Here is a 24,888-nt window from a genome sequence, read left to right on the forward strand (position 1 = left end):
GGGGGCGAGCGGGGCGGCGCGGCCGGCCGGGACCGTGCCGCGCTCCCGGCCGTCGGTGCCGGGGGCGGCCTCGCCCGTGCCGGGGGCGGACTGGGCGGACTGGGCGGACTGGGAAGTCATCGTCACCACACCTCTCCCTGCTTGCGCAGCGCCCGGCGGTAGACCATGGCGAACGCGATGAGCAGCAGCAGAATCAGCACGCCCCAGGTGGCGGAGCCGGCGAAGTCGCGGGGGCTGCGCTGGAAGGCGAGTTCGTAGGCCTCGGTGACCAGGATGTCGGTGGAGCCGACCGGGCCGCCGCCGGTGAGCAGGAAGATCACCGGGAACATGTTGAAGGTCCAGATGCAGCTCAGCAGGATCACCGTGGCGCTGACCGAGCGCACCCCGGGCAGGGTGATGTTCCAGAACCGCTGCCAGGGGTTGGCACCGTCCATCTCGGCGGCCTCGTACTGCTCGCCGGGGATGGCCTGGAGTGCGCCCAGCATGGCGACCAGCATGAACGGCACGCCCAGCCAGACGTTGACGGCGATCACCGCGACCTTGGCCCACAGCGGGTCGGTCAGCCAGTGCAGCCCCTCCAGCCCGCCGCCCTCCAGGGCGGCGTTGAGGATGCCGTTGCGGTCGTTGAACAGCATCCGCCAGGCGAAGACCGAGACGAAGGCGGGGATGGCCCAGGGCAGGATGAGCGCCATCCGGTACAGGCCGCGCCCGCGCAGCTTGCGGTTGAGCAGCACCGCCAGGGCCAGGCCCAGGGTGAAGGTGATGCTGACGCAGGCGACGGTCCAGATCACCGTCCAGCCGAGCCGGTCCCAGAACTCGCCGCCGGTGAGCACGTCGGTGTAGTTGTCCAGCCCGACGTACTCGTAGGTGGCCGGGATGTGGTTGACGCCGATCCGGCGCTCGACATTCGCCTCGTTGGCATCGGTGAACGTCAGATAGACGCCGCGCACCAGCGGATAGCCGATGATCACGGCGATCACCACGACCACCGGGGTGATCATGGTCCAGGCGTACCAGTGGGTGGCGAGCGCTCGCCTCAGCCGCCCGGGTGTCTTCTCAGTCCGGCGGCCCGGGCCGGGGGCACCCGCGGTGCTGGTGTCCCGGGCCGTGACCACCGACTGGCTGCTCGCGTCAGGCATGGTGCCCGTCAGCCCCTCGTCTTGTCCGTCCGTCGTCCGATGCCGTGCCGTTGCTCGTGCCGCTGCCGTGCCGTCCCGCTGCTGCGGCGCTCCGCCCGCGGGAAGCGGTGCGGGGCCGGCCACCGCCGCCGGTCCGCCCGCGGCGGGCGCGGGCGGGACGCGGCGGCGGTGGCCGGCTGCCGGGTCACTCCCAGCCGAGCAGGTCCCGGTAGCGGTCGCCGGTCTTCCTGGCGGCCTCCTCCGGGGTGGACTGCCCCAGCAGCATGGCCTCGAACTCCTCCTTCAGCGGGTCGAAGAGGGAGTTGGCCTCCGGGATCCAGGCGCGCTCGTGGGCCACCTCGACGGCCGGGGCGAAGAACTGGACCATCTCGTTGGAGGCGACGGACTCCACCTCGTAGACCGACTTGCGGGTCGGCAGCAGGCTGAGCTCCTCGGTGATCTTCTGCTGGACCTCGGCGGAGCTCATGTACTTGACGAATGCGTAGGAGGCGTCCAGGGCGTCGGAGCCGGCGTACACGCCGTAGTTCCAGCCGCCCTGCGGGGCGCCCTGGGAGGCGCCGCCGGCCGGGACCGGGGCCACGCCCAGGTTCTCCTCGCCGATGGCGGCGGTGGCGTCGGCGATCGCCCAGGGACCGTTGATCATCATGGCCACCTTGCCCTCGGCGAAGGAGCTCATCATGGCCTCCCACCCGTCGACGGTGTCGGTGATGGCGGCGCCGGAGTCCAGCAGGTCCTGGACCGCCTCGAAGGCCGCGACACCGGCCGGCTCGTCCACGGTGACCTTCTGGTTCCCGGCGTCGACCAGGTCGGCGCCCTCGCCGTACAGGTACGGCAGCATCCAGTAGGCGTCGTCACCGCGCAGGTAGAACGGGGCCTCCAGACCGGAGAAGGCGTCCTTGGAGTTCTTGATGTCCTCCAGCGTCCCGGGCACCTCGACGCCGGCCTCGTCCAGCAGGGACTTGTTGTAGAACAGCGCCAGGGTGTCGATCACCTGCGGCACGGCATAGGTGTGGCCGTCGAACTGGGTGGAGGCCCACGCCTGCTCCAGGTAGTCCTCCTGGTTGTCCACCGCCGGGGTGTCCTCCAGCGGGGCCAGGTAGCCCAGGTTGGCGAAGTCGGAGACCCAGGCCACCTCGGTGCGCATCACGTCGGGGGCCTCGTTGGCGCCGGCCGCGTTCTTGAAGCGGTCCTGTGCGCCGTCCCAGCCGATGTTGACGTACTCGACCGTGACGCCGGGGTGCTGATCGCCGAACTCCTCGGCGACGGCCTTGAAGACCTTGGCCTCGGTCTCGTTGGAGGTGTCCCAGAACGTCACCGTGCCGGACAGCTCTCCGCCGCTGGTGCCCCCGTTTCCGGACCCTCCGTTGCCGCCGTCGTCATCACTGCCACCGCAAGCCGTTGCCGCAAGCGCCAGAGCCGCGATGACAGCGGTCGTCCCTATGCTGCGCCGCATGTGAACACTCCTCTTAACCGATATGCCCGACTATGGGTGCGCCTGAAGGCACCTGAAGCGTCGCACCACTGCGCCGCTGGGCTGTCCAGGAACGTAACAGGGGGGCAATCGTTTGGAAAGACCTTGCGGCAAATTTCTGCAAGCCCGCTCGCAAGAGCTTCCGCAAGGGTTTCCAAGCTGCTAGGTTCCCGCCACTCGCCGGGATGCGCGTACGCGCACGGACCCCGGCCGGGCACGCACAGCGGGAACAAGCGGCAGGCGGAGGGACCCATGCGACGTGGCACAGCGGCCGGAGCGGCCGGACCGCACAGCCGGGCACGCGGCGCCGGAGCGGGCCCCCGACGCCCCGCAAGCAGACGCGTGCGGCGGCTGGCGGGCCTGCTCCTGGCCGGTGCGGTGACCGCCGCGGGCACCGGCTGCTCCGCCCTGTCCGGCGACGAGGAGCCCCCGGTGACCGGCACGGTCACCTTCTGGGACACCTCCAACGAGACCGAGGCCCCGTTCTTCAACCAGCTTGTCGCGGCCTTCGAGAAGGAGTATCCCGAGATCGACGTGACCTACGTCAATGTGCCCTTCTTCGAGGCCCGGCAGCGCTTCCTGGACGCCGCCGCCGACGGCCGGGCGCCGGACGTGCTGCGGGCCGACGTCGGCTGGACGGCCGGTTTCGTGGCCGACGGGCTGCTCGCCGACCTCACCGGCACGGTGGCCGAGCCGGACCCGCAGGACTTCCTGGAGAACACCGTCGCCGGGGTGACCTTCGACGGCGCGGTCCACGGGGTGCCGCAGGTCACCGACACGCTGGCGCTGCTGTACAACAAGGCGCTGTTCGAGGAGGCCGGGCTGACCCGCCCGCCGCGCGACTGGACCGAGCTGCGCGACTACGCCCTCACCGTCAAGGAGGAGACCGGCGCCGAGGGCATCGTGCTCAACACCGACGCCTACTACGCGCTGCCGTTCCTCTACGGCGAGGGCACCGACCTGGTCGACCCGGCGAGCCGGACCATCACCGTCGCGGGCGGTCCCGCGGTCCGCGGCGTCACCACCGCGGCCGGGCTGGTCTCCTCCGGTGCCGCCCCGGTGCCGCCCGCCGAGGACGCCTACTCCGCGATGCAGAGCGCCTTCAAGAAGGGAGAGGCCGCCATGATGATCAACGGCCCCTGGTCGGTGGCCGACGCCCAGGACGGCACCGCCTTCCGCGGCACCGGCAACCTGGGCATCGCGCCCGTCCCGGCCGGCTCCACGGGCATCGCCGGCTCCCCCACCGGCGGCCACAGCCTGGTGATCTCCGCGGACAGCCGCCACCCGGCCGCCGCCGCGCTGTTCACCGCCTTCATGACCGCCACCGAGCAGCAGGAGAAGGCCGCCGTCGCCCTGGACCTGCTGCCCGCCCGCAAGGCCGCCTACAGCGAGACCGTGCTCGCCGACCCGGTGCGCAACGCCTTCTATTTCGCCCACACCAAATCGGTGGCCAGGCCGCCGCTGGCGGAGACCGCCCGGATGTTCGGCATCTTCCAGGAGCATTACACCGCGGTGCTGCGCGGCGAGACCTCGCCCGAGGCGGGGCTGGACGCCACCGCCCGGACCTGGCGCGACGAGCTCCTCACCGGCTGGATCATCCCCGCCTCCTGACCCCGCCCGGCGCGGGCGCCCGGCACGGGCCGCCCGGCGTACCGGGACGGCGGACCAGCGGCGCGGTGCGGCAGGTGCACGACAGCGAAGGCCGAAAGGCCGCATACGGCCGGAATCGGCACACCCGGTGGGCAAGGCCGACACCTGCCCGGTACAGTCCACAAGCGTGACCGCACGGCTTGCCGACATCGCAGCCCAGGCGGGGGTCAGTGAAGCCACGGTCAGCCGAGTCCTGAACGGCAAGCCAGGCGTCGCCGCGGCCACCCGCGAGGCTGTCCTGACCGCGCTCGACCTCCTCGGCTACGAGCGTCCCGCGCGGCTGCGCCAGCGCAGCGCCGGTCTGGTCGGGCTGATCACCCCCGAGCTGGAGAATCCCATCTTCCCGGCGTTCGCCCAGGTCATCGCGCAGGGGCTGACCCGCCAGGGCTACACCCCGGTGCTCGCCACCCAGACCCCGGGCGGCTCCACCGAGGACGAGCTCACCGGGATGCTGGTGGAACGCGGCGTGGCCGGCATCATCTTCGTCTCCGGCCTGCACGCGGACACCACCGCCGACATGGAGCGCTACGACCGGCTGCGCGCCAAGGGCGTGCCGTTCGTGCTGATCAACGGGTTCTCCCCGAGGGTGAGGGCGCCCTTCGTCTCGCCGGACGACCGGGCGGCCATGCGGCTGGCCGTGACGCACCTGGTGTCGCTGGGCCACCGGCGGATCGGGCTGGCCCTGGGCCCCGCCCGGTTCGTGCCGGTGCAGCGCAAGAAGGAGGGCTTTCTGCACGGCATGCGGGACGAACTCGGGCTGGACGAGGAGCGGTGCGCGCCGTTCGTGCAGCACTCGCTCTACACCCTGGAGGGCGGCCAGGCCGCGGCCTCCGCGCTGATAGAGCGCGGCTGCACGGCGGTGATCTGCGCCAGCGACCTGATGGCCCTGGGCGCCATCCGGGCCGCCCGCCAGCACGGCCTGGAGGTACCCGGCGGGATCTCCGTGATCGGCTTCGACGACTCCCCGCTGATCGCGTTCACCGATCCGCCGCTCACCACCATCCGGCAGCCGGTGCAGGCCATGGGGCAGGCGGCGGTGCGGGCGCTGCTGGAGGAGATCGGCGGCACTCCGGCCCCGCACAGCGAGTTCGTCTTCATGCCGGAGCTGGTGGTGCGCGGCTCCACCGCCACCGCGCCGGCCGAGCCTTCCCCGGGCTGATCCGGGACGGGTCTCCACCGCCGGGAGGAGGGCGCCGGGCCGAAGACCAGACCGGGGGATGATCGCACTGTCCGTGCACTCTGGCAGACTGTCGGGTCATGGGGGACACCAGCGTGACGGCCGGTCCCGGCCTCGGCTCCGGCCCCGGTTCCGGTTCCGGTTCCGGTCCCCGGGCGGGTGCGCGCAGGATGGGGAGTACGGGCGCAGCCGCGGCGGGCCGCGGCAGCGGGCGCAGATCCGGGCACGGCACCGGCCACAGCAGGAACAACGGGCCCAGCGGGCACAACGGGAACAGGGAAGAACACCGGGTGAAGTCTCCAGCCATGGCAGGCACCACCGCCGTACGGACGGTCAGCGGCGCCGCCCCGTCGCCCGGCCCGCAGGGCCTGCTGGCCCGGCAGCGTCTCCCCCGCCGCCCCCTGATCTGGTTCGAGCTGCTGCTGATCGCGGTCAGCTACGGCACCTACTCGCTGATCCGCAATGCCGTGCCCGAGCAGGAGGAGGCCGCGCAGCGGCACGCCCAGTGGATCTGGGACGCCGAGCGCGCCCTCGGCCTGGCCTTCGAGCGCGCGGTCAACCACGCGGCCAACGACGTCACCTGGCTGATCGTGACGCTGAACTACTTCTACGCCACGCTCCACTTCCTGGTGACCATCGCGGTACTGGTGTGGCTGTTCCGCAGCCATCCCGGCCGCTACGGCGCGACCAGGACGGTGCTCTTCGCCACCACGGGTGTCGCCCTGCTCGGCTACTACCTGTATCCGCTGGCGCCGCCCCGGCTGATGGACGGCATGGACTTCATCGACACCGGCCTGGTGCACAACACCTGGGGCTCGCTGTCCTCGGAGAGCATGCAGACCGTCTCCAACCAGTACGCCGCCATGCCGTCCATGCACGTGGGCTGGTCGGTGTGGTGCGGCATCACCATCGTGATGCTCGCCCGGGCCCGCTGGATGAGGGCGCTGGGCGTGCTCTACCCGGTGCTCACGCTCTTCGTGATCGTGGCCACCGCCAACCACTTCTGGCTGGACGCGGTGGGCGGGCTGATCTGCCTGGCCTTCGGCTTCCTGGTGGCAGGTGTCTGGTACGGCGCCCTCTGCTACCGCCTGCCCCGGTACCCCGACTTCCCGCCCCGCCGGACCCTCGCCCTCCCCTTCGCGCCGTTCGCCGCCCGCTCCGGCGCCACGGCCGCCGCCCGCCCGGACCCCGCCGCCCGCCCGGACCGGGAGCGGGAGCGGGACCGCACCGCCTGACCCGCGCACTGCCGGGCGCGGCGCCCGGCCCCCTCCGGATCACCGCTCAGGGCGCGGGCGGCCCGGTCGCCGCGGGCCGGGCCACGTCCTCGGGTCAGGCGCCGTAGAAGAGGCGTTCCATGATCGCGCGGGCCCGGCGGGTGGTGCGGCGGTAGTCGTCGAGCAGTTCCCCGGCGTGGCCCGGCGGGTAGCCGAAGTAGCGGGCCACCGCGGCCAGTTCGCGGGTCTCGGAGGGAAACGTGTCGCCCGGCCGGCCGCGTACCAGCATCACCGCGTTGCGCACCCGGCCGGCCAGCCGCCACGCCTCGTCCAGTACCCGGGCGTCCTCCGGGTCGAGCAGACCGGCCCCGGCGGCCGCGGCCAGTGCGGCCCGGGTCCCGGTGGTGCGCAGCCCCGGCTCCCGGTGGCCGTGCCGCATCTGGAGCAGCTGCACGGTCCACTCCACGTCGGACAGGCCGCCCCGGCCCAGTTTGGTGTGCAGGGTGGGATCGGCGCCGCGCGGCAGGCGTTCCGCCTCCATCCTGGCCTTGAGCCGCCGGATCTCGCGCACCGCCCGGTCGTCCAGGCCGCCCTCGGGATAGCGCAGCGGATCGATCAGCTCGGTGAAGCGGCGCCCCAGCTCCGCGTCGCCGGCCATCGGCTGGGCGCGCAGCAGGGCCTGGCTCTCCCACACCAGCGACCAGCGCCCGTAGTAGGCGCGGTAGGAGGACAGGGAGCGGACCAGCGGGCCGGACTTGCCCTCCGGCCGCAGATCGGCGTCGATCAGCAGCGGCGGGTCGGTGGCCGGGATCTGGAGCAGCCGGCGCATCTCGTTGGCCACGGCGAAGGCGGCCCGTGCGGCCTCCTCCTCGCCGACGCCGTCCCGGGGCTGGTGCACGAAGATCACATCGGCGTCGGAGCCGTAGCTCAGCTCGTGACCGCCGAAGCGGCCCATGCCGATCACGGTGAAACGGGTGGGCAGGGTGCCGCCCCAGGTGGCCTGGACGGCGGCGCGCAGCGCACCGGCCAGGGTGGCGGCATTGATGTCGGAGATGGCCGCGCCGACCCGGTCCACCGCCGCTTCGCCGTCCTCCCCCGCTCCGGCCGCCTGCTCCCCGGGCCCGGCGGCGCCGCCCGCATAGGCGCCGATCAGGTCGGCGGCGGCGGTGCGGAACAGTTCCCGGCGGCGGATGCCGCGGGCGGCCGTGACGGCGGCCTCGGCGTCGGTGCCGTAGCGGCCGACCGCGGCCAGGATCTCCTGTTCCAGGGCCTCGCGCCCGCGCGGCAGCAGCGCCTCGGGGTTGCCCAGCAGTGCCACCGCCTCGGGTGCGCGCAGCAGCAGGTCCGGGGCGAGCCGCCCGGCGGACAGCACCCGGGCGAGATTCTCGGCCGCCGCGCCCTCGTCGCGCAGCAGCCGCAGATACCAGGGGGTGGAGCCCAGCGCGTCCGAGACCTTGCGGAAGTTGAGCAGTCCGGCGTCCGGGTCGGCGGAGTCGGCGAACCGGTCCAGCAGCACCGGCAGCAGGGTGCGCTGGATGGCGGCCTTGCGGCTGACCCCGGAGGCCAGGGCGCGCAGATGGCGCAGGGCGGCGGCGGGGTCGGCGTAGCCGAGGGCGACCAGCCGCTCCTCGGCAGCCTCGATGCTGAGCCGGGCCTGGCCCGCCTCCAGCTGGGCCACGGCGTCCAGCAGCGGGCGGTAGAACAGCTTCTCGTGCAGGCGGCGGACCACCGAGGCGTGCTGGCGCCAGGCGGTGGTCAGTTCGGTGACCGGGTCGCGGTGGAAGCCCAGGGAACGCCCCAGCCGCCGCAGCTCGGGCTCGGCCTCCGGCATCAGATGGGTGCGGCGCAGCCGGAACAGCTGGATGCGGTGCTCCACGGTGCGCAGGAAACGGTAGGAGGCGTCCAGCGCGCCGGCGTCCCGCCGCCCGATGTACCCGCCCGCGGACAGCGCCGCCAGGGCCCGGAGCGTATTGCCGCTGCGCAGTTCGGTGTCGCTGCGGCCGTGCACCAGCTGGAGCAGCTGCACCGCGAACTCGACGTCCCGCAGCCCGCCGGGCCCGAGCTTCAGCTCCCGTCCGGCGTGCGCGGCGGGGATGGACTCCTCGACCCGGCGGCGCATCTCCTGCACATCGGGCACGAAGTTCTCGCGGGCGGCGGCCTGCCACACCATGGGGGCCACCGCCGTCGCGTACTCCTCGCCGAGCGCCGCGTCCCCGGCCACCGGGCGGGCCTTGAGCAGGGCCTGGAACTCCCAGGTCTTGGCCCAGCGGCGGTAGTAGGCCAGATGGCTGGCGAGCGTCCGCACCAGCGGGCCGTTGCGCCCCTCCGGCCGCAGATTGGGGTCGACCGGCCAGATGGTGCCCTCCGCCGTGGTGTCCGAGCACAGCCGCATCATCCGCGACGCCAGGCGGGTGGCGGCCTGCATGGCCGTGCCCTCCGCCTCTCCCTCCGCCGGCTCCGCCACGAAGATCACATCGACGTCCGAGACGTAGTTCAGCTCCCGGCCGCCGCACTTGCCCATGCCGATGACGGCCAGCCGGCAGCGCGAGGCGTCCTGCGGCGCCTCGGCACAGGCGATGCGCAGCGCGGCGCGCAGCGTGGCGGTGGCCAGATCGGCCAGTTCGGCCGCGGCCTCGGCGAAACCGGTGGTGCCGGTCATGTCGCGGGCGGCGATCAGCAGCAGCGCACGGCGGTAGGCCAGCCGCAGCCCGTCGGCATCGGCCGCCCCGGCCAGCGCCGCCTCGAACTCCGCCACTCCGGGGTGCAGATCCGCGACGGTGTCGAAGGACGCCAGCTCCCGCCACTCCCCCGGCCGCCGGGCGAGGTGGTCCCCGAGCGCCTCGGAGGCCCCCAGCACGGCCACCAGCCGGTCCCGCAGCGGCTTCCCGGCCACCAGGGTGTCCACGAACACCGCACGCTCGGCGGGCGACTGCGCCTCGGCGATCCGGACCAGCCCGCGCAGCGCCAGATCCGGGTCGGCCGCCGCGGCCAGGCTGTCCAGCAGGGCCCCGTCCGACCCGGCCGGCCGCAGCGCCGGTGAGTCCAGCAGCCGCTCCGCCGCACCGGGGTCGGTGAACCCGTGCCTCAGCAGCCTCCCGAACCGGCTGTCCCGCCGCCCGCCTAGCGACACGGTTCTACCCTTCGCTGTGCTCTCCCCCGCCGGCCACCACGTCGCCCCGCCCCTCCTCCGGACACCCTAACGACCCCCTTCCCGCACCGGCACCGGACCTTCCGGCGGCGGCGGGCCGGGCCGGCACTACAGCACGGGGAGGTTCTTCATCAGTTCGAAGGGGGTGACCTGGGAGCGGTACTCCTCCCACTCCTGCTTCTTGTTGCGCAGGAAGAAGTCGAAGACGTGTTCGCCGAGGGTTTCGGCGACGAGTTCGCTGTGCTCCATCAGATCGATGGCCTCGCCGAGGTTCTGCGGGAGGGGGCGGATGCCCAGGGCACGGCGTTCCCCGTCGGTGAGGGCCCAGACGTCGTCCTCGGCGCCCGGCGGGAGATCGTAGCCCTCCTCGACGCCCTTCAGGCCGGCGGCCAGCAGCACCGCGTAGGCCAGGTAGGGGTTGGCGCCGGAGTCCAGGGAGCGGACCTCGACCCGGGTGGAGGCGGTCTTGCCCGGCTTGTACATCGGCACCCGGATGAGTGCGGAGCGGTTGTTGTGGCCCCAGCAGATGTAGGAGGGTGCCTCGCCGCCCTGGCCGGCCGGGCGCTCCGCCCCGCCCCAGATCCGCTTGTAGGAGTTGACCCACTGGTTGGTGACCGCGCAGATCTCCCCGGCGTGCCGGAGCAGGCCCGCGATGAAGGAACGGCCCACCTTGGAGAGCTGGTACTCGGCGCCGGTCTCGTGGAAGGCGTTGCGGTCCCCCTCGAAGAGGGAGAGGTGGCTGTGCATGCCGGAGCCCGGGTACTCGGAGAAGGGCTTGGGCATGAAGGTGGCGTTCAGGCCCTGCTCCAGGGCGACCTGCTTGATCACCAGCCGGAAGGTCATGATGTTGTCGGCCGTGGTGAGGGCGTCGGCGTAGCGGAGGTCGATCTCCTGCTGGCCGGGCGCCCCTTCGTGGTGGGAGAACTCCACCGAGATGCCCATCGACTCCAGCATGGTGATGGCCTGGCGGCGGAAGTCCATGCCGACGTGCTGCGGAGTGTGGTCGAAGTAGCCCGAGGAGTCCGCCGGAGTGGGGCGGGAGCCGTCCACCGGGCGCTTCTGGAGCAGGAAGAACTCGATCTCGGGGTGGATGTAGAAGGTGAAGCCCAGGTCCGAGGCGCGGGCCAGCATCCGCTTGAGCACGTAGCGGGGGTCGGCGAAGGACGGGGAGCCGTCGGGCATCAGGATGTCGCAGAACATCCGGGCGGTGCCCGGGGCCTCGGCCCGCCAGGGCAGGATCTGGAAGGTGCTGGGCGCCGGCTTGGCGATCATGTCGGATTCGTGCACCCGGGCGAAGCCCTGAATGGCGGAGCCGTCGAAGCCGATGCCCTCCTCGAAGGCCTGCTCCAGTTCGGCGGGGGCCACGGCAACAGACTTCAGGAAGCCCAGCACATCGGTGAACCACAGCCGGACGAAGCGGATGTCCCGCTCCTCCAGCGTCCGGAGCACAAACTCCTGCTGCTTATCCATTTCCACCAATCCTCGCTGGTCAGACGCTCTGCTCCCAGGGTGCCGACCTACCGGGGCACATGAGCATTCCACCACACCGTTTCCGGGGTGTTGCGCACGCGCGTCCGGGGCCCGGCGCGCGGGCAACCGCCCAGGTCCGGGACCCCGGGGATGCCTCCGGCGGCGAGTCGGAAGCTCCCGGGGAACGGCCGGCCGGTGCCTGTCTTCTGCCCGGCTCGGAGGCAGAAGCGGGGCCCTGCTCACGCCCAAGCAGGCCGCACCTGCCCGATGACGGCGCAACTGCAGGGAGCGGAGCGTCATCCTCATGTAACACGAGATGCGGGCGCCCCCGGCGGAGAGGGGCGAGGACGCCCGCCCCTGACCGCCTCGCAGTACAGCTCCCCGGACCAGCACCGCCGCACCGGGCGCCGCCGCACCGGAGCGGCGGCCGACGCCTCATCGGGCCGGGCGGGCAGCCGCCGGCCGGTCAGGTGAGCGGCCGGGCCGCGGTGTGGAACAGCACACCATCGATGATCAACGCCCCGAACCGCAGGAGCCGCCGCGCGCGATCGGCGATCCGCCATCTGCCCCACCCGCCTCGCACCGAACACCCGCCGGTCCGTTAGAGGTGTATGGCCCTCCTTGAAGGCGGCGGAACAGTCCTGGTACCCGCTGGGGGGCGTCCTGCCGGCCGTCTTCGCCGAGGTCCGCGGTCCGCCGTGAGCACGCGGGGCGGGGACGGCCGAGTCCTGCGCCGAGCCGGCGGCAAGGTGCTCAAGGGCCCCGGACACCGGCCGCCGGCCCGCGGCGACACCGTCGAACGACCGGCGGCCGGGATTCATGTCGCGGATGCGCCGCCCGCCGCGCGGCGGAACCTCGTCGCGAGGCGTTCGAACGCCACCGCGAGCTCGTCTCCGTCGATCACCTCGATGTCGACGTCGAGCTGTGTCATCCACAGCGCGAGCCGGTCCGGGTCGTCGGAACCCAGCTCGACATGGCACGTGGACTCGTCGACCACCTCGATATCGACCGGGATGGGGATCTTCGCGGCCACCTTGGCGGCGGGAGCATGCACCAGTACCCGGGCGCGGTACGTCCAGCCCGCCTTGCTGACGCGTCCGACGACGTACGCGACGGCATTGTCCTCCGGGATCACGCGCGGCGTGAACCGCACACCCGTCGGAGCGTGCGGAACCATGCGGTCGACACGGAAGACCCGCCAGTCGTCACGGTCGAGATCCCACGCGAGCAGGTACCAGAGCGGCCCCCAGCTCACCAGCCGTTGCGGTTCGGTGTGGCGGGCCTCTTCGCTGCCCCCGGGCTTCGTGTATCCGAACCGGAGCCGTTCACGGCCGCGGATCGCGGCGGCTACCGCGCCGAGAACCGAGAGGTCGAGCAGGGGTTGGGCCCCCGGAACGACGCTCGTCGCCTCGCGTACCGCCTCGACGCGCCGACGCAGGCGCGAGGGCAGCACTTGCTCCAGCTTCGCGAGCGCGGTGAGCGATGTCTCCTCGACGCCGAGCCTTTGGGTCGCGACCGCACCCAGTCCGACCGCGACGGCGACGGCCTCGTCGTCGTCGAGCAGCAGAGGGGGCATCGCCGTCCCGGCGGCCAGCCGGTACCCGCCCGCGACGCCGGGGCGCGCGTCCACGGGATAGCCGAGCGACCGCAGCTTGCCGATGTCGGTGCGCACAGTCCTCGTGCTCACCTGGAGCCGGCCGGCGAGTTCGGAGCTCGTCCAGTCGCGCTTGAGCTGGAGCAATGACAGCAGTTCGAGCAGGCGGGCCGAGGTCTGCAACATGTTCTCCATCATTTCCGCAATTACGGAAGCCGGCCTGCCGCATTGCCTGGGAGCGTCGGTGTCATGAACGAGAACGACGCACTCACACCGTTCCGCATCGACATCCCGCAGGCCGACATCGACGACCTGCGTCACCGGCTGGCGCACACGCGCTGGCCGATCCCCGTGCCGGGCCGGGACGACCGCACCGACTTCAGCCGCGGTATCCCGCTGGTGTACCTGAAGGAGCTCGCCGCGTACTGGTGCGACGGGTTCGACTGGCGTGCGCAGGAGGCGAAGCTCAACGCGTACGCACAGTTCACGACGGTCGTCGACGGCCAGACGTTCCACGTCGTCCACGCGCGGTCGACGAACCCGGAGGCCGTCCCGCTGATCCTGAACCACGGCTGGCCGGGCTCGTTCGTCGAGTACCAGCGGCTCATCCCGCTGCTGACCGATGAGTTCCACGTGGTCATCCCGTCGCTGCCCGGCTTCGGTTTCTCCACCCCGCTGTCCGGGACCGGCTGGGAGCTGGCGCGGACGACGGATGCCTACGCCGAGATCATGACGCGTCTCGGCTACGAGAGGTTCGCGGCCCACGGCACCGACATCGGTGCGGGCACCACCGGCCGCCTCGCGGCGATCCACCCGGAGCGCGTCATCGGCACGCACATCGGCGGCGACCCCCGGTGGCTCGGCCTGGTCGGCTACAAGTTCCCCTGGCCCGACGGTCTGTCCGATGACGAGATCGCCCAGATCGAGGCAGTGCGCACCGAGGATGCGGCCGAGCGCGGGTATCTCGAGATGCAGAACCACCGTCCCGACACGATCGGCGCGGCGCTCACCGACTCGCCGGTCGGTCAGCTCGCGTGGATCGCCGAGAAGTTCAGGCCCAGGAACCGCCGCGGCGCCCACCGGACGCCGGACGAGTCGGTCGACCGCGACCAGCTCCTCACGAACATCAGCCTGTACTGGTTCACCCGCAGCGGCGCGTCGAGCGCGCAGTTCTACTACGAGTCCGAGCACTCCGGAATCGACGTGGTCATGGCCTCCGGCGTGCCGTCCGGATGGGCCGTGTTCGACACCCACCCGCTCATGCGCCGCGTGGTGGACCCGTGGAAGGCCATCGGCCACTGGAGCGAGTTCACCGAGGGCGGTCACTTCCCCGCAATGGAGGAGACGGAGCTGCTCGCGGACGACATCCGCACCTTCTTCCGCGGCATTTCCTGACTCCGCGTCAGGGCCCGTGGGTAGCGAAGGCCCATGCGAGGCCCGGCGGGTCCGGCACGTCCCGGACCTCGCCGGTCCCACATCCGGCGGCGTCCGGCGACGTCTCGTGGGGAGGGTGTCAGAACGGTGTGGCGCCCGGGCGCCGGCCGCGGCGCGAAATGCGTTCGGATTCGGACTCCGGGCCGCCGCGCTCGCGGGGCTCCTGCTCCTCGCGCGCGTGCTTTTCGGGCGCGCCTTCTTCGGGCGGGCGTGTTCTGGAGGCGCCTGCCGTGGCGCGGGGTGACTCGGCGGTGCTCGCTCCTGCGGGGCCGCGGCGTGACGTGGTGGCGCGTTCCCCGGGAGTCCGTTCCTCGGGGGCGGGTTCCGGGCGCCGCTCCGGTTTGGTCTCGGTGCGGGCCTTGCGCGAGTCGCGGAGTTCGACGAAGGGTTCCCGCTCCGGCGGCATGCCGGCCTCGATGGCGCGGCCGCGGTCGAGTTCGGCGTTGAGCTTGTGGCCCAGCAGGATCACGGTGTTGGTGAGCCAGAGCCAGATCAGGAAGATGATCACGGCCGCGATGGAGCCGTAGGTCTGGTTGTAGTTGCCGAAGTTGGCGACGTAGAAGGCGAAGGCGGCCGAGGCGATGACCCAGACGATGACGGCCAGCAGGCTGCCGGGGGTGATCCAGCGGAAGCCGGGCTGCCTGGCGTTGGGCGAGGCCCAGTACAGCAGTGCGATCATCAGACTGACCACCAGCAGCAGCACCGGCCATTTGGCGATGTCCCAGACCAGGATCGCGGTGTCGCCCAGCCCGATGAGGTCGCCGGCTTCCTGGGCGACGGTGCCGGTGACGGCGATGCCCACCGCGGTGACGGCCATCCCGACCAGCAGCGCCAGGGTGACGCCGACCCGGACCGGCAGCTTCTTCCACATCGGCCGTCCCTCCGGGACCTCGTACACGATGTTCGAGGCCCGCATGAAGGCCGCCACGTAGCCGGAGGCCGACCACAGTGCCACCGCCAGACCGGCGATCAGCGCGAACCCCGCCGTGGTCTGGCTGCCCTGCAACTGCTCCAGGGCGCTGGAGAGCACTTCCTGCACGGCGCCGGGTGCCAGGTCCTCGACGTTCTCCATCAGCGGGTCGATGGCGTCCGAGCCCATCAGGCCCAGCAGGGAGACCAGGGCCAGCAGGGCGGGGAAGATCGACAGCACGCCGTAGTAGGTCAGGGCGGCGGCCCAGTCGATGAGGTGGGCGGCCTTGAATTTCTTCAGGGTGCGTTTGAGCACCTGTCGCCAGGACCGGCCGCTGAGGTCGGTGGGCGTGTCGGGTGGCGGAGAACCGTGGTTCATGGCTTCACCTCGCCGTCTGCCGGTTCCGGTGGACTCCCGGTGGACTTCCGTGGTTTTCCGGTGCACTGCGTGCGCTCTCCGCAGTACCCCTCCGGCCTGGTATTACGCACACCTTGTCACCGTCAGTGAAGAGTTTTTGTCATTTCTTGGCATTTCGTCCAGTTTGGGTGGTTTTCAATGACAGAGCGCGGGTACTCACTTCCGACCTGTGCACGGCTGAAGAGCCGAGCGACGAGTCACCGGGAGGAACCGCCATGACGAGCCGCTACCGAACGCCGGTCGCCCGTGGTGCGCCGGTCTCCATCGCCGCCTCACTGGTCGGACTGGTCTTCCTGCTGGTGGGCGTGCTGGGGTTCATCCCCGGCATCACCACCGACTTCTCCGACATGGAGTTCGCCGGACACGAATCGGGTGCCGAACTGTTCGGGCTTTTCCAGGTGTCGGTGCTGCACAACCTGGTCCATCTGGCCTTCGGCGTGGCCGGCGTGCTGATGGCCCGCACCGCCACGCTGGCCCGCTCCTTCCTCCTCGGCGGCGGGGTGATCTATCTGGTGCTGTGGATCTACGGCCTGGTCGTGGACAAGGACAGTGACGCCAACTTCGTACCGCTCAACACCGCGGACGACTGGCTGCACTTCGGTCTGGGGCTGGGCATGGTGGCGCTCGGGATCTTCCTGCCACGGCGCGCTCCGGGGCCGTACTGACCCCTGCCCCGCACGGTGCCGGGGGGCGGCTGCCCACGGCCTTGCGACGGCAGAGCAGACACACGACAGGACGGAAGATCATGGACGAAGGACAGGACCGCCGGGCCACGGCCGGACGTCCGGCGCGCTTCCGGCGCGCCGTGGTCACCGGCGGCGCGGGATTCCTCGGTTCGCACCTGTGCACCGCCCTGCTGGACCGGGGCACCGAGGTCTGCTGCGTGGACGACTTCTGCACCGGGCGCCCCGAGAACACCGCCCACCTGACCGGCCGGCCCGGCTTCACGCTGCTGCACGCGGACGTCTCCGAGCCGTTCGACGTGCCCGGCGAGGTGGATCTGGTGCTGCACTTCGCCTCTCCCGCCTCGCCGGCCGACTATCTGCGGCTGCCGCTGCACACCCTGGACACCGGCAGCCTGGGCACCCGGAACGCTCTCCGGCTGGCCCGGCGCAAGGAGGCCCGCTTCGTGCTGGCCTCCACCTCCGAGGCGTACGGCGATCCGCAGCAGCATCCGCAGAGCGAGACCTACTGGGGGAACGTCAACCCGGTGGGCCCGCGCAGCGTCTATGACGAGGCCAAGCGCTTCGCCGAGGCGCTGACCTGCGCGGAAGCCGAATCACACGGCACCGACACGGGCATCGTCCGGCTGTTCAACACCTACGGCCCGCGGATGCGCGGGCATGACGGCCGGGCCGTGCCCACCTTCATCCGCCAGGCGCTGGCCGGGGCGCCGCTGACCGTCACCGGTGACGGCCTTCAGACCCGCTCGCTGGCCTATGTGGACGACACGGTGCGCGGCATCCTGGCCATGGCCGCCTCGGACCTGCGCGGGCCGGTCAACATCGGCAATCCGGACGAGATCACCATGGTCGGCCTGGCCCGCAAGATCATCAGCCTGGCGGGCTCGTCCTCCACCATCAGATTCATCGAGCGGCCGGCGGACGACCCGGCGGTGCGCTGCCCGGACATCACCCTGGCGCGCGGCAAGCTCCAGTGGGAGCCGCAGATCGGCGCGGACGAGGGGCTGGCACGCACCATCGCCTGGTTCCGCGCGCACGTTCCGGACGGCGCCGCGGCAGATACCGGCAGCGCGGCGGGGGCCGGGCCGGCCTGACCGGGCCGGGCCGGGCCGGCGGCCGGTTTCCGGTGACGTCTCCGGGAGGCCCCGGGCCCCTCACGGCCTTCCGCCCCTGCCCTTCCCTCCCCTCTCCCGGCGGCTCCCGCCCGACCCCGCGCGCGGTCCGCCGTCCGCTCTCCCCCGCTCACCGTCCGCTGTCCCCGAAGCGGCAGCGGCAACGCCGAAGGGGCCGCCTCATGCGCGTTCTCGGAATCAATGCCCTGTTCCACGATCCGGCCGCCGCCCTGGTCATCGACGGCCGAGTGGTCGCCGCCGCCGAGGAGGAACGTTTCTCCCGGCGCAAGCACGGCAAACGGCCGCTCCCCTTCTCCGCCTGGGAACTGCCGGAGAAATCCGCCGCCTGGTGCCTGGAACAGGCCGGACTGCGCCCGCAGGACCTGGACGCCGTCGCCTACTCCTACGACCCGGCGCTGGCCCGCCCGGCCGGAGAACTGGGCCTGGACGACCCCTGGGACCATCTGCGCCAGCTCTACGCCCGCGAGGCACCGGGCTTCATCGCCGAGGCGCTGCCCGGCCTGGACCCCGCGGCCGTCCGCTTCGTGCCGCACCACCTCGCGCACGCCGCCTCCGGTGCCTTCGCCGCCCCGGACGCCGAACACTGCTCGGTGCTGGTGCTCGACGGCCGCGGCGAGTCCGCCTCCCACCTGGCCGCCCGCCGCAACGGCGCCGGCGACCTGGAACCGCTGCACGCCCAGCAGCTGCCCCACTCCCTCGGCCTGGTCTACGAGGAACTCACCGAGCACCTCGGGTTCCTGCGCTCCAGCGACGAGTACAAGGTGATGGCCCTGGCCTCCCACGGCCGCCCGCGCATGCTGCCCGAGCTGCGCCGCCACGTGCACGCCACCGACGACGGCGGCTTCCGCGCCACCGGGGTGCCCTGGGCGGAGCTGTGCCCGCCCCGCCGACCCGGCCAGGCATGGGGCCAGGAGCACGCCGACCTGGCCGCCAGCGCCCAGCTGTGCCTGGAGGAGACGCTGCTGGAGCTGGTCCGCTGGCTGCACGGCCGGACCCACGACCAGGTGCTCACCATGGCCGGCGGGGTGGCGCTGAACTGCGTGGCCAACTCCCGCATCGCGCGCGAGGGGCCGTTCTCCCGGGTCTGGGTGCAGCCGGCCGCGGGCGACGCCGGCACCGCGCTGGGCGCGGCACTGCTGCTCTCCGCCCGGGGCGGGGTGCCCACCGTGCCGATGCCCGGCGCGGATCTGGGGCGCGGCTGGTCCGAGGCGGAACTGGAGGCGTGGCTGAAGACCGCCGCCGTGCCCTACGAACGCCCCCCGGACATCGCCGTCACGGTCGCCCAGGCGCTGGCGGACGATGCCATCGTGGCCTGGTTCCAGGGGCGTTCGGAGTACGGCCCACGGGCACTGGGCCACCGCTCGCTGCTGGCCCACCCCGGCAAGTCCGGCAATCTGGAGCGGCTCAACGACGTCAAGGGGCGCGAGCAGTTCCGGCCGGTGGCGCCCATGGTGCTGGCCGACCGGGCGGAGGCCATCTTCCACGACGGGCCGCTGCCCAGCCCGTACATGCTCTTCGTGCACCGGGTGGACGAGGAGTGGCGGGACCGCATCCCGGCGGTGGTGCACGTGGACGGCACGGCCCGCATCCAGACCGTCGATCCCGCCGCGGAGCCGCTGGCGGCCCGGATGCTGACCGCCTTCGAGCGGCTGACCGGACTGCCGGTGGTCGTCAACACCAGCCTCAACACGGCCGGACGGCCGATGGTGGACGACCCCCGGGACGCCCTGGAGTGCTTCGGCTCCTCGCCGGTCGACCTGCTGGCCATCGGGCCGTTCGCGGTGCGGCGCGGCGCGTTCTTCGCCGCTCCGGCCGGGCCGGCCGGACCGGCGGTGAGCGCCTGACGGCGTGCCCGGCCTCCGGGCCCGCCCCAGGACAGCCACCAGCCGGTCAGGAACCGGACAACCAGGAAACCGGGTACACCGGGAAAGGGGTGCCGAGGATGACCGCCGAGCCCTCCCGCCCGTCCGGGTACGGGCGTCACGACGAAGCGGACCGGGACACCGCGGGCGGCGCCCCGGAGTGGTACGCCTCGGGCGACTGGACCGATGCCGCGTCCTGGCATCCGCCCCCGGAGGAGGCCGGACCGGACCGCGGCACCGGCCGGGCCGGCCGCCGGGAGCGGAGCCTGCCCGAGGAACTCGCCTACGCCGTCGTCATCCCCACCCTCGGCCGGCCCAGCCTGAGCCGGACCCTGCGGGCACTGGCCGACGGCCGCGGCCCCCTGCCGCGGCGGATCGTGCTGGTGGACGACCGCCCGCCGCACGACCCCGAACCGCTGCCGGTGGACATCCCCGGACCGCTGCGCGGGCTGGTGGAGATCATCACCGGTCCGGCCGCCGGTCCGGCCGCCGCCCGCAACGCCGGCTGGCGCACCGTCCCGGAACGCTGGATCGCCTTCCTGGACGACGACGTGGTCCCGTCCCCCGACTGGGCCGCGGACCTGGCCGCCGATCTGGCCGCGGCCGCCCCCGGCACCGCCGGGATCCAGGGCCGGATCAGCGTCCCGCTGCCGCCCGACCGTCCGGCCACCGACTGGGAGCGGGTCACCGCGGGACTGGCCACGGCCCGCTGGATCACCGCGGACATGGCCTACCGCCGGGCCGCCCTGGAGGCGGTCGGCGGCTTCGACGAACGCTTCCCGCGCGCCTTCCGGGAGGACGCCGACCTGGCGCTGCGGGTGCAGGACACCGGATGGACACTGCAGCCCGGACGCCGTCGCACCGAACACCCGGTGCGGCCTGCCGACTGGTGGGTGTCGGTGCGCGCCCAGGCCGGCAACGCCGACGACGTGCTGATGACCCGCATCCACGGCCGCGACTGGTGGTCCCGGGCGCAGGCTCCGCGCGGACGGCTGCCCCGGCATCTGGCCACCACGGCGGCGGGCACGGCGGCGCTGCTGGCCGCCGCCCTGGGGCGGCGGCGGACGGCGGCGGTGTGCGCCGGCCTGTGGCTGGCCGGCACCGCCGACTTCACCGCGGCCCGGATCGCGCCCGGCCCGCGCACCGTGGAGGAGACCGCGCGGATGGTCACCACCAGCCTGCTCATCCCGCCGGTGGCGGTCGGGCACTGGCTGGCCGGCCTGCTGCGCCATCGGGGTGAAAGCGCATGATACGAGCCGGTGACGGGCTTTGCCACGGTTTGGGCAGTGGGCTTCCGGCTACTCACTGGCCCATGCGACAGAGCGCTCCCGCCCCACGGCCACCGCGGGCCGCAGCGGTCCCGGAGGCCGCGGAGGCCCCGGAGGCGCCCGGGACCCGTGCGGCGGCGGCCATGCGGACCGTCCCGGACATACCGCCGGCCGGCGCCGCCGCCCCGTCGCCGCAGTCGGCGTGGTCCCCGCCGCCGGCCCTGGTGCCGTGGCTGTTCCCGGCCGGGGAGGCCCCCGCCCGCGCCGCGCCGCCGGCACCGGCACGGGACGCGGAAGGGCCGCTGCGCGCGGTGCTGTTCGACCGGGACGGCACCCTGGTGGAGGACGTCCCGTACAACGGCGCCCCGGAACGCGTGCGGCCCGTCCCCGGGGTGCGGGCGGCACTGGACATGCTGCGCGGCCGGGGCATCGCCATCGGTGTGGTGAGCAATCAGTCGGGCATCGCCCGCGGGCTGGTCTCCCGGGAGCGGCTGACGGCCGTTCAGCGGCGGGTGGAGGAGCTGCTCGGCCCGTTCGCCGTGTGGGCGGTCTGCCCGCACGGTCCCGAAGAGGGCTGCGGCTGCCGCAAACCCGCCCCCGGCCTGGTGCACGCCGCCTGCGCGCGGCTCGGCGTCCGGCCCGAACACACCGTGGTGATCGGAGACATCGGCGCGGACGTGCGCGCCGCCCGGGCGGCCGGGGCGCGGGGCGTGCTGGTGCCCACCCCGGTCACGCTTCCCCGGGAGATCGCCGAGGCACCCGAGACCGCGCCCACCGTGCACGCCGCGGTGCGCGCCCTGCTCCGCGAACACGACCACGACCGCTCCGCCGGTGCCCGCCGCGGACCGGCGCGCCCCGGACAACGGCCGGTCCCGGACCGGCCCCGGGGACCGGACCGGGGCGCGTGCGGGGAGACGGAGGGCCACCGATGATCGTCCGCCGCCCCCGGACCCTGGTCGTCCGGCTGGACAACGCCGGCGACGTGCTGCTCGCCGGCCCGGCGGTGCGCGCGGTGACCGCGGGCTCCGCCCACACCGCCATGCTCTGCGGCCCGTTGGGCGAGGCCGCCGCCCACCTGCTGCCCGGCCTGGACGAGATCCTGGTGCACGACGCCCCCTGGGTGGGCTTCTCCCCGCCCCGGGTGCGCCGCGCCACCGTCGACGCGCTGGTCGACCGGATCGCCGCCCGCCGCTTCGACCGGGCCCTGGTGCTGGCCTCCTACCACCAGAGCCCGCTGCCTGCCGCGCTGCTGCTGAAGATGGCCGGGGTGCCATGGGTGGCGGCGGACTGCGAGGACTACCCCGGCTCGCTGCTGGACCTGCGGCACTGCCGGGCGGACCAGCGCCACGAGGCCGCCGCCGCGCTCGACCTCGCCGAGGCCGCCGGTTTCGCCCTGCCCGACGGCGACCAGGGCGAGCTGCGCATCACCGCACCGCCCGACACCACGGCACTGACCGGTCCCGAGCCGTACGTGGTGGTGCACCCGGGCGCCTCGGTGCCGGCCCGTGCCTGGTCGCCCGCGCGCGCCACCCGGGCGGTGGCCGCGCTGGCCGAGGCCGGGCACCGGGTGGTGGTCACCGGCGGCCCGGCGGAGAAGGAGCTGACCGCCACCGTGGCCGGGCGGCACGCCCTGGACCTGGGCGGGCGCACCCGGCTGCCGGAGCTGGCCGGGGTACTGGCCCGGGCCCGCTGCACGGTGGTCGGCAACACCGGCCCGTCCCATCTGTCGGCCGCCGCCGGCACGCCGGTGGCCTGCCTGTTCGCCCCGGTGGTGCCCGCCGACCGCTGGCTGCCCTACCGGGTGCCGCACGTGGTGCTGGGCCGTCAGGACGCCCCCTGCTGGGGCACCCGGGCCCGGGTCTGCCCGGTGCCCGGCCACCCCTGCCTGGACTCGGTGACCGACGGCGAAGTGCTCGCGGCGGTGGAGTCGCTGATCTCCCCCGCCGCCCCGCACCCCGCCCCGCTGAGAACCGGCTGAGGCGAGCGACGGCCACGGAACAACGCAACAGCGCAGCAGCGCAACAGCGCAGCAGCGCAACGACGGAACAGCGGAACAGCGGAACGGTGAGGTGAGCTGGGTGAACATCCTGCTGTGGCACGTGCACGGCTCCTGGACCACGGCGTTCGTCCAGGGACCGCACACCTACCTGGTGCCGGTGCTGCCGGACCGCGGGCCGGACGGCCTCGGCCGGGCCCGCACCTTCCCCTGGCCCGCCTCGGTCCGCGAACTTCCGCCGGAGCAGTTGCGGGACGCCGACATCGACGTGGTGGTGCTGCAACGCCCGCACGAGTGCGCGCTCGCCGAGAGGTGGCTCGGCGGACGCCGCCCCGGCCGCGACCTGCCCGCCGTCTACCTGGAGCACAACGCGCCCGACGGCGAGGTGCCGCGCACCCGCCACCCGTGCGCCGGCCGCGACGATCTGGTGCTGGTCCATGTCACCCACTTCAACCGGCTGTTCTGGGACAACGGCAGCACCCGCACCACCGTCATCGAGCACGGCGTGGTCGACCCCGGCCACCGATGGACCGGCGAGCTGGAGCGCGCCGCCGTGGTGGTGAACGAGCCCCTGCGGCGCGGCCGGTTCACCGGCACCGACCTGCTGCCCGCGCTCGCCGCAGCCGCGCCGCTGGACGTGTTCGGCATGGCCACCGACGGCCTGGCCGGCCGGCTCGGCGTGCCGCCCGACCGGTGCCGCAGCCACGAACTGCCGCAGGCCGCGCTGCACGCCGAGATGGCCCGCCGCCGGCTCTACCTGCACCCGGTCCGCTGGACCTCGCTGGGCCTGTCGCTGATCGAGGCCATGCACCTGGGCATGCCGGTGGTCGCGCTGGCCACCACCGAGGCGGTGGAGGCGGTGCCGGAAGGGGCGGGCGTGCTCTCCACCCGGCCGGAGACGCTCGCCGAGGCGGCCCGCCGCTACCTGCACGAGCCGGAGGCGGCGGCCGAGGCGGGTGACCGGGCACGGGCCGCGGCCCTGGCCCGCTACGGCCTCAAACGCTTTCTCGCCGACTGGAACCGCCTGCTGGAGGAGGTGACTCGCGGATGACGTGGACCTCGCGAAGCCCAGGGAGCCCGGGAACCGGAACACCGGAGATGCCGGAGGCGGCGGAGACACCGGGGACTGCGGGGACACCGGGGACGGCGGGGACGGCGTTCCCGCCCGGCAACGGCACCGGGCCGCGGCTGCGGATAGCCCTGGTCTCGGAACACGCCAGCCCGCTGGCCGCACTGGGCGACGTGGACGCGGGCGGGCAGAACGTGCATGTGGCCCGGCTGGCCGCCGCGCTCGCCGCCCGCGGCCACCGCGTCACCGTCTACACCCGCCGCGACGCCCCGCCCGGGCGGCTGCCCGACGAGGTGCCGGCCGGCCCCGGAGTGACGGTCCGTCATGTGCCGGCCGGGCCGCCGGAGCCCGTCCCCAAGGACCGGCTGCTGCCGCACATGCCGGAGTTCGGCCGCTTCCTGGCCGAGGACTGGGCGCGGGAACAAGGCGACGCGGACGGCGACGGAGACGGCGCTGCGGCAGCAGGCGGCGGCCGGCCGGATCTGGTGCACTCGCACTTCTGGATGTCCGGCATCGCCGCGCTGCGCGCCATCGGCGCCGTCACCGCCTCCGCCCCCGGCGCCCGGCCGATCCCGCTGTTCCACACCTTCCACGCGCTCGGCACGGTGAAGCGGCGTCACCAGGGCACCGCCGACACCAGCCCGCGGGTCCGGGTCGCCCTGGAACGGAAGCTCGGCCGGCGCTGCGACCTGGTGATCGCCACCTGCCGTGACGAGGTCCGGGAGCTGACCGCCATGGGCATTCCGGCGGAGCGGACCACGGTGGTGCCCTGCGGGGTGGACCCGGACGCCTTCCGGCCGGACGGGCCGCAGGCCCCGCGCTCCGCCCGCCACCCCTTCCGGCTGCTGCACCTGGGACGGCTGGTGCCGCGCAAGGGCGCGGCGGTGTCGATCGCCGCGCTCTCCCGGCTGCCCGGCACGGAACTGGTGATCGCCGGCGGCCCGCCGCCCGAGCGGCTGGACGCCGACCCGGAGGTGCGGCGGCTGCGCGAGGCGGCCCGCCGGGCCGGAGTGGCGCGCCGGGTGGTGTTCACCGGCGCGGTGCCCCGGGACACCGTCCCGGCACTGCTGCGCAGCGCCGATGTGGTGCTCTGCCCGGCCGACTACGAGCCGTTCGGCATCGTGCCGCTGGAGGCGATGAGCTGCGGGCGGGCGGTGGTCGCCAGCGCCGTCGGCGGGCAGCTCGACACCGTCGCCGACCCGGGCACCGGCCGGCTGGTGCCGCCGGGCGACCCGGCCGCGCTGGCCGAGGCC

Annotated in this window: 18 protein-coding genes; 12 read left to right on the forward strand and 6 right to left on the reverse strand. The window is 73.4% G+C overall.

Annotated elements, in window-relative coordinates:
• Window positions 1-122: 122 nt before the first annotated feature.
• Both GQS09_RS16330 and GQS09_RS16335 read right to left on the reverse strand, forming a co-directional pair.
• Entirely contained in the window at window positions 123-1,139 is a 1,017-nt protein-coding gene (locus GQS09_RS16330) for a carbohydrate ABC transporter permease (protein ID WP_165986822.1), read from the reverse strand.
• Between the two features lie 184 nt (window positions 1,140-1,323).
• Window positions 1,324-2,592 (reverse strand): extracellular solute-binding protein, encoded by a 1,269-nt coding sequence (locus GQS09_RS16335; protein WP_165986824.1) that lies wholly within the window; start codon window positions 2,590-2,592, stop codon window positions 1,324-1,326.
• A gap of 360 nt (window positions 2,593-2,952) precedes the next feature.
• Between GQS09_RS16335 and GQS09_RS16340 the strand changes: the two genes are divergently transcribed.
• The 3 genes from GQS09_RS16340 to GQS09_RS16350 all read left to right on the forward strand — a co-directional run bounded on the left by GQS09_RS16340 (window position 2,953) and on the right by GQS09_RS16350 (window position 6,672).
• Complete coding sequence (locus tag GQS09_RS16340; protein WP_313896166.1) at window positions 2,953-4,221, forward strand: extracellular solute-binding protein; 1,269 nt, start codon at window positions 2,953-2,955, stop codon at window positions 4,219-4,221.
• 166 nt (window positions 4,222-4,387) lie between these two features.
• On the forward strand, window positions 4,388-5,419 hold the full coding sequence (locus tag GQS09_RS16345; protein ID WP_313896167.1) for a LacI family DNA-binding transcriptional regulator: 1,032 nt from the start codon (window positions 4,388-4,390) through the stop codon (window positions 5,417-5,419).
• A gap of 323 nt (window positions 5,420-5,742) precedes the next feature.
• The gene (locus tag GQS09_RS16350) at window positions 5,743-6,672 is read left to right on the forward strand and encodes a phosphatase PAP2 family protein (protein WP_165986827.1); all 930 of its coding nucleotides are present in this window, start codon (window positions 5,743-5,745) and stop codon (window positions 6,670-6,672) included.
• Window positions 6,673-6,766: 94 nt separating this feature from the next.
• On the opposite strand, the gene GQS09_RS16355 is transcribed toward GQS09_RS16350, so the two are convergent.
• The 3 genes from GQS09_RS16355 to GQS09_RS16365 all read right to left on the reverse strand — a co-directional run bounded on the left by GQS09_RS16355 (window position 6,767) and on the right by GQS09_RS16365 (window position 13,049).
• Window positions 6,767-9,781, reverse strand: a complete 3,015-nt coding sequence (locus GQS09_RS16355) for a bifunctional [glutamine synthetase] adenylyltransferase/[glutamine synthetase]-adenylyl-L-tyrosine phosphorylase (protein WP_165986829.1) — start codon at window positions 9,779-9,781, stop codon at window positions 6,767-6,769.
• 126 nt (window positions 9,782-9,907) lie between these two features.
• Window positions 9,908-11,269 (reverse strand): glutamine synthetase family protein, encoded by a 1,362-nt coding sequence (locus GQS09_RS16360; RefSeq protein WP_165986831.1) that lies wholly within the window; start codon window positions 11,267-11,269, stop codon window positions 9,908-9,910.
• 817 nt (window positions 11,270-12,086) lie between these two features.
• Window positions 12,087-13,049: a WYL domain-containing protein gene (locus GQS09_RS16365; RefSeq protein ID WP_165986858.1), complete on the reverse strand. Its 963-nt coding sequence runs from the start codon at window positions 13,047-13,049 to the stop codon at window positions 12,087-12,089.
• A 63-nt stretch (window positions 13,050-13,112) separates the two neighbouring features.
• Between GQS09_RS16365 and GQS09_RS16370 the strand changes: the two genes are divergently transcribed.
• Complete coding sequence (locus GQS09_RS16370; RefSeq protein ID WP_165986833.1) at window positions 13,113-14,258, forward strand: epoxide hydrolase family protein; 1,146 nt, start codon at window positions 13,113-13,115, stop codon at window positions 14,256-14,258.
• Window positions 14,259-14,376: 118 nt separating this feature from the next.
• Here the strand turns inward: GQS09_RS16370 and GQS09_RS16375 are convergent, their stop codons facing one another.
• Window positions 14,377-15,585, reverse strand: coding sequence for a YihY/virulence factor BrkB family protein (locus tag GQS09_RS16375; protein ID WP_165986835.1), 1,209 nt, complete (start codon window positions 15,583-15,585; stop codon window positions 14,377-14,379).
• Window positions 15,586-15,839: 254 nt separating this feature from the next.
• Between GQS09_RS16375 and GQS09_RS16380 the strand changes: the two genes are divergently transcribed.
• The 8 genes from GQS09_RS16380 to GQS09_RS16415 form a co-directional block, all read left to right on the forward strand.
• Window positions 15,840-16,289: a DUF4383 domain-containing protein gene (locus GQS09_RS16380; protein WP_165986838.1), complete on the forward strand. Its 450-nt coding sequence runs from the start codon at window positions 15,840-15,842 to the stop codon at window positions 16,287-16,289.
• Window positions 16,290-16,369: 80 nt separating this feature from the next.
• Window positions 16,370-17,401 carry a UDP-glucuronic acid decarboxylase family protein gene (locus GQS09_RS16385; protein ID WP_165986840.1) on the forward strand — a complete coding sequence of 344 codons (1,032 nt, stop codon included), beginning with the start codon at window positions 16,370-16,372 and terminating at the stop codon, window positions 17,399-17,401.
• A 200-nt stretch (window positions 17,402-17,601) separates the two neighbouring features.
• Window positions 17,602-19,284: a carbamoyltransferase C-terminal domain-containing protein gene (locus GQS09_RS16390; RefSeq protein WP_165986842.1), complete on the forward strand. Its 1,683-nt coding sequence runs from the start codon at window positions 17,602-17,604 to the stop codon at window positions 19,282-19,284.
• Window positions 19,285-19,382: 98 nt separating this feature from the next.
• Window positions 19,383-20,552, forward strand: coding sequence for a glycosyltransferase family 2 protein (locus GQS09_RS16395; protein WP_165986844.1), 1,170 nt, complete (start codon window positions 19,383-19,385; stop codon window positions 20,550-20,552).
• A gap of 161 nt (window positions 20,553-20,713) precedes the next feature.
• Window positions 20,714-21,502 carry an HAD-IIIA family hydrolase gene (locus GQS09_RS16400; RefSeq protein ID WP_165986846.1) on the forward strand — a complete coding sequence of 263 codons (789 nt, stop codon included), beginning with the start codon at window positions 20,714-20,716 and terminating at the stop codon, window positions 21,500-21,502.
• A complete protein-coding gene (locus GQS09_RS16405) occupies window positions 21,499-22,548 on the forward strand; it encodes a glycosyltransferase family 9 protein (protein ID WP_165986849.1) in 1,050 nt (349 codons plus the stop codon). The genes GQS09_RS16400 and GQS09_RS16405 overlap by 4 nt, the downstream gene beginning before the upstream one ends.
• 100 nt (window positions 22,549-22,648) lie before the next feature.
• Window positions 22,649-23,617 (forward strand): glycosyltransferase, encoded by a 969-nt coding sequence (locus GQS09_RS16410; protein ID WP_165986851.1) that lies wholly within the window; start codon window positions 22,649-22,651, stop codon window positions 23,615-23,617.
• Between the two features lie 47 nt (window positions 23,618-23,664).
• A partial coding sequence (locus GQS09_RS16415) for a glycosyltransferase (RefSeq protein WP_165986853.1) occupies window positions 23,665-24,888 on the forward strand: 1,224 nt, incomplete at its 3' end.

The sequence above is a fragment of the Streptomyces sp. YIM 98790 genome (assembly GCF_011421595.1).
Taxonomy (GTDB): Bacteria; Actinomycetota; Actinomycetes; order Streptomycetales; family Streptomycetaceae; genus Streptomyces.

Bases quoted from the DNA above. Each gene is read 5' to 3' on its own strand.
- GQS09_RS16370 (WP_165986833.1), top strand. From the start codon at position 13,113: ATGAACGAGAACGACGCACTCACACCGTTCCGCATCGACATCCCGCAG.
- GQS09_RS16335 (WP_165986824.1), bottom strand. From the start codon at position 2,592: ATGCGGCGCAGCATAGGGACGACCGCTGTCATCGCGGCTCTGGCGCTT.
- GQS09_RS16390 (WP_165986842.1), top strand. From the start codon at position 17,602: ATGCGCGTTCTCGGAATCAATGCCCTGTTCCACGATCCGGCCGCCGCC.
- GQS09_RS16365 (WP_165986858.1), bottom strand. From the start codon at position 13,049: ATGTTGCAGACCTCGGCCCGCCTGCTCGAACTGCTGTCATTGCTCCAG.
- GQS09_RS16385 (WP_165986840.1), top strand. From the start codon at position 16,370: ATGGACGAAGGACAGGACCGCCGGGCCACGGCCGGACGTCCGGCGCGC.
- GQS09_RS16360 (WP_165986831.1), bottom strand. From the start codon at position 11,269: ATGGATAAGCAGCAGGAGTTTGTGCTCCGGACGCTGGAGGAGCGGGAC.
- GQS09_RS16405 (WP_165986849.1), top strand. From the start codon at position 21,499: ATGATCGTCCGCCGCCCCCGGACCCTGGTCGTCCGGCTGGACAACGCC.
- GQS09_RS16400 (WP_165986846.1), top strand. From the start codon at position 20,714: ATGCGGACCGTCCCGGACATACCGCCGGCCGGCGCCGCCGCCCCGTCG.
- GQS09_RS16375 (WP_165986835.1), bottom strand. From the start codon at position 15,585: ATGAACCACGGTTCTCCGCCACCCGACACGCCCACCGACCTCAGCGGC.
- GQS09_RS16330 (WP_165986822.1), bottom strand. From the start codon at position 1,139: ATGCCTGACGCGAGCAGCCAGTCGGTGGTCACGGCCCGGGACACCAGC.
- GQS09_RS16395 (WP_165986844.1), top strand. From the start codon at position 19,383: ATGACCGCCGAGCCCTCCCGCCCGTCCGGGTACGGGCGTCACGACGAA.
- GQS09_RS16380 (WP_165986838.1), top strand. From the start codon at position 15,840: ATGACGAGCCGCTACCGAACGCCGGTCGCCCGTGGTGCGCCGGTCTCC.
- GQS09_RS16350 (WP_165986827.1), top strand. From the start codon at position 5,743: ATGGCAGGCACCACCGCCGTACGGACGGTCAGCGGCGCCGCCCCGTCG.